Annotated in this window: 6 protein-coding genes; 3 read left to right on the top strand and 3 right to left on the bottom strand. The window is 66.8% G+C overall.

Annotated elements, in window-relative coordinates; all coding sequences use genetic code 11:
- On the top strand, window positions 1–414 hold a 414-nt coding region (locus RJ05_RS31550; protein WP_255220963.1), incomplete at its 5' end, for a hypothetical protein.
- Window positions 415–603: 189 nt separating this feature from the next.
- Here RJ05_RS31550 and RJ05_RS26215 read toward each other — a convergent pair.
- Both RJ05_RS26215 and RJ05_RS26210 read right to left on the bottom strand, forming a co-directional pair.
- Window positions 604–837, bottom strand: coding sequence for a hypothetical protein (locus tag RJ05_RS26215; RefSeq protein ID WP_036541957.1), 234 nt, complete (start codon window positions 835–837; stop codon window positions 604–606).
- Entirely contained in the window at window positions 834–1154 is a 321-nt protein-coding gene (locus RJ05_RS26210; RefSeq protein WP_051016927.1) for a hypothetical protein, read from the bottom strand. Before RJ05_RS26210 ends, RJ05_RS26215 begins: the two co-directional genes overlap by 4 nt.
- A 282-nt stretch (window positions 1155–1436) precedes the next feature.
- On the opposite strand from RJ05_RS26210, the gene RJ05_RS26205 reads away from it, so the two are divergent.
- A complete protein-coding gene (locus RJ05_RS26205; RefSeq protein WP_249040488.1) occupies window positions 1437–2318 on the top strand; it encodes a helix-turn-helix domain-containing protein in 882 nt (293 codons plus the stop codon).
- Complete coding sequence (locus RJ05_RS30315; protein ID WP_081597547.1) at window positions 2315–2521, top strand: DUF397 domain-containing protein; 207 nt, start codon at window positions 2315–2317, stop codon at window positions 2519–2521. Before RJ05_RS26205 ends, RJ05_RS30315 begins: the two co-directional genes overlap by 4 nt.
- 335 nt (window positions 2522–2856) lie before the next feature.
- Here RJ05_RS30315 and RJ05_RS32540 read toward each other — a convergent pair.
- Window positions 2857–3292, bottom strand: a 436-nt coding sequence (locus RJ05_RS32540; RefSeq protein WP_255220962.1) for a pyridoxamine 5'-phosphate oxidase family protein, incomplete at its 5' end; no start/stop codon positions are given.

Genomic DNA, 3292 nt, shown 5'->3' with positions numbered 1-3292 from the left:
ACCACCACCGCCCCCGGCCACCTGTCCACGCTGCTCGCCCCCGGGCCCGCCCTGCTGCGATTCTCGCTGCGCCTCGACGCGGTGGTGACCGCCGCCAACGGCCTGGCCTACCTGGCGCTGTCGGGCCCGATCGAATCCCTGCTCGGCCTCGACACCGCCGTCGGTATCCCGATCGGCATCTTCCTCACCCTCTACGGCATCGGTGTCGCGCTCGTCGGCCTCCCGGCGCGCATCAACCCGGCCGCCGTCCGCACCGTCATCGCGGGCAACGCCGCCTGGGCGGTACTCAGCCTGGTCGCCCTGTTCGTCATCGGCCTCGACCTGACCGTGGCGGGCGCCATCTGGGCCGTCCTGCAAGCCCTCGTCGTCGGCGCCTTCGCGGCTCTGCAATACCTGGGCCTGCGCCGCGCCTGATCTCCGAATCAAGCGCAACCACAATTGAATACTCCGAATCCGGTCGGTGTGCTCCGACCGGATTTCGGTGCGTACGAACGCCCCTTCTCAATTGCGTCGCCAGTGCCAGGGATCACCGAATCCAATTCGGGCCTACGAAGGGCCGCTAGCCGGGCCGGATTGATACGCCTCGTTCTATCTGACGGTGTGCTACTCGGAATCCCCGAGTCGTGGCGGCACGCGCGCGAAGTCGGTGTCCTGCCGATTCATCACGTCGAGCAATTCCATCAGCACCGACTTGAACGGACATGGGGCGCAGCCGGTGTGGTAACCCAGCATCGATTCGAGTTCGTCCCGAAAGAATCCGGTTCCCGGCAGCGGCGCGTCGTGGTTGATCGGAAAGTCGCCGGCCGCGACCAGGTCCGGGCCGTAGGGGCCGGTCATCGGCGCCCGCCGAGCGCCGCGCGGGCCAGGCGGGTGCCCCGCGCGAGGAACCCGCTCGGGTGCACGATCAGCAGGTCACAACGGTCGAGGACGCTCTGGGCTCGGGAGCCGAGGTGATCGAGAGTCGGGGTCACGATCGCGGCGATCCCGAGTTGCTCGGTCTTCAACAACAGCCAGGCAAGGGCATCGTTGTCGATATCGATGACGGTGCGCGCGACCGAATATCCGTGCCGGGCGGCATACGCGCGTGCCTCCATTTCGTAACCCTGCTGACGTTTCTTGCAATACGAGGAATTCAGGTACACAACGGCTTTCATGGCTGCCCTTGCTGTGAGTCGGTGGGGCGCACGACGGCGAGGTCCAGTGCGGCTGCGGGCGAGGCCTGCTGGACCATCCACGACGGAGTACTCCGGACTCCCGCGCGGATGTGCGGCGAGGCTTTCCCGCCGCCGTGCGCTGTGCCCAGTAGACCCGCGCCGCGCCGAAATCAGCAGCCGCACAGTGGCTTTTCTCGCCCTGTGCTGTAAGACTTCGTATGCGGGCATCTCTAGGTCAAAGCGTTCCAATTCGGAGCATTCCAGTACGGAGAGGTGAGCAGGGTGGGATCGACACTTCCGCGCAGGGCATTGGGGCGGGAACTGCGCAAACTGCGTGAGCGAGCCGGAATCAGCCAGTCGGCGGCAGCTCGCGCCATCGAGCTGTCTCCGCAGAGCATCGGGCGGATCGAGGAAGGGCACGGCACGCGGGTGTCGTCGCTACAGGTGAACGCGCTGTGCGACCGGTACGCGGCGAGTGATACGGATCGGCGGGTGCTGCTCGGGCTGCTTCAGAAGTTCCGGACGGCCCAGAAGTCGGGTGGAGCTTGGTGGCGCGGATATGCCGACCAGTTGGCTGCCGGCTTCGACCACTATCTGGCCTTGGAGGATGCGGCAAGCCGAGTGACGGCGTGGAAAACGGCGGTAATTCCGGGGCTGTTGCAGACTCCCGAGTATCGACGCGCGCTCGCCTGGGCAGAGTCCCCTGAGGTGGATTCGGAATCCATCGAACGCCGGGTAGCGGTGACAGCACATCGCCAATCTCGGCTCGAGGACCCAGGTTTTGCCGTGGATGTGCTGCTGTCGGAGTCGGTAATCCACGAGCAGACCGGTGGGCCGGCCGTCGCAAGCGGGCAGCTCGACCACCTGGCTCGCATGATGGAGCGACCCAATGTTTCGGTCAGACTGGTCCCTTTCGACGCGGCAAGCCACCCGGGCCTGCTCGTAGGTAGCTTCTTACTGCTGGAGTTTCCGGCGTTGTCGGTATCGAAAGACGCCGAGCCTCCGGTGGTATACGTCGAGGGCTACACCGGCGACCTCTACATCGAAGACGACTCGGAGTTGGACAGATATCGCCAGGTCGTCCGGCGAATTTCCCGTGTAGCGTTGGATGAGCAGCGGAGCCGCGACCGGCTCTTGGAAGTGGCAAAGGAGTATCAACGGTGACCGTCGATCTAACTGGAGCCCAGTGGTTCAAGAGCAGCAAGAGCTCGTCGACCAAGGAGTGCGTGGAGGTCGCGCATCTCGATAGCGGCATCGTCGGTGTCCGGGACTCGAAGAATCCTGCCGGTCCGGTTCTCGTCTTCACTCCAGGCGAGTGGGATGCGTTCCTTGTCAGCGCCCGTAACGGGGAGCTGAACCGCCCCTGAGACTTCCGGCGCCCCATGACCGCAGCGGTCGTGGGGCGCCGGTCTGTCTCGAGCCGCCGCCGATACACCCGCGGTCGGCAGGAATTCGTAGTTCGGAGCGCGGGAGCGAGCCCCCGAGTCGGTGCCCTCCGGATAGGCCGCCTCGGCGTCGGTGACGCCGATCGACCGGCCATCGGGTGCCAGCGCGAATTCGGCGTTCTCGACGGAGGGGATCACGTTGCCGCCCGAGACCTCGGTCCGGAAGGTGCTCTCGGGAACCGGCCGCGCGTGCGCCAGCCCGGCCGCGACGATCGTGCCGGCCGCGACCAGGGCCGCGAGGCCACCCGCGGGCCTGATCACTGCGCCGCAGCCGATGCGGGCGGGGTGTTCTCCTGGCGGGCGGGCCACCGGGTGTCCCGCGGGTTTGCTCGGCATACTCGGTCGACCCCGGTGCTGCGTGCAGCGTGCTCACATAGTCGAACGCGGCGGCTGGCGTCGGACACGCCGGTGCCGTGGTCGAGTAGACCGTCCTCGCCGTCGGAGGGGCTCTGTCCGGGTTGGGGCTGCACGGTGAGTACGTACTTCCAGCCGGCATCGGCCACGGCCGCAGCGCCGGTGAGCAGGGGGGCCGGGTCACCGCGCAGATCGATACCCGGGTTCTGCGCCAGATTCGCCACGGTGCCCGGTGAGGCGATGTCCATGAACACCAGGTGCTGGTCGTCGTAGACCCGCACCGATCCCTTCGGCGAGACGCTGGGCGAATGATCGGGCCGCACGGTCGCGACGAAGGCC

Origin of the sequence: Nocardia cyriacigeorgica NBRC 100375, assembly GCF_000308555.1 — a bacterium.
Taxonomy (GTDB): Bacteria; Actinomycetota; Actinomycetes; order Mycobacteriales; family Mycobacteriaceae; genus Nocardia; species Nocardia cyriacigeorgica.
The sequence above is the reverse complement of the archived record's forward strand: the minus strand, read 5'-3'. Positions and strand labels throughout refer to the sequence as shown.

Coding starts and splice junctions, on each gene's coding strand:
- RJ05_RS26210 (WP_051016927.1), bottom strand. CDS start 1,154: ATGAAAGCCGTTGTGTACCTGAATTCCTCGTATTGCAAGAAACGTCAG.
- RJ05_RS26215 (WP_036541957.1), bottom strand. CDS start 837: ATGACCGGCCCCTACGGCCCGGACCTGGTCGCGGCCGGCGACTTTCCG.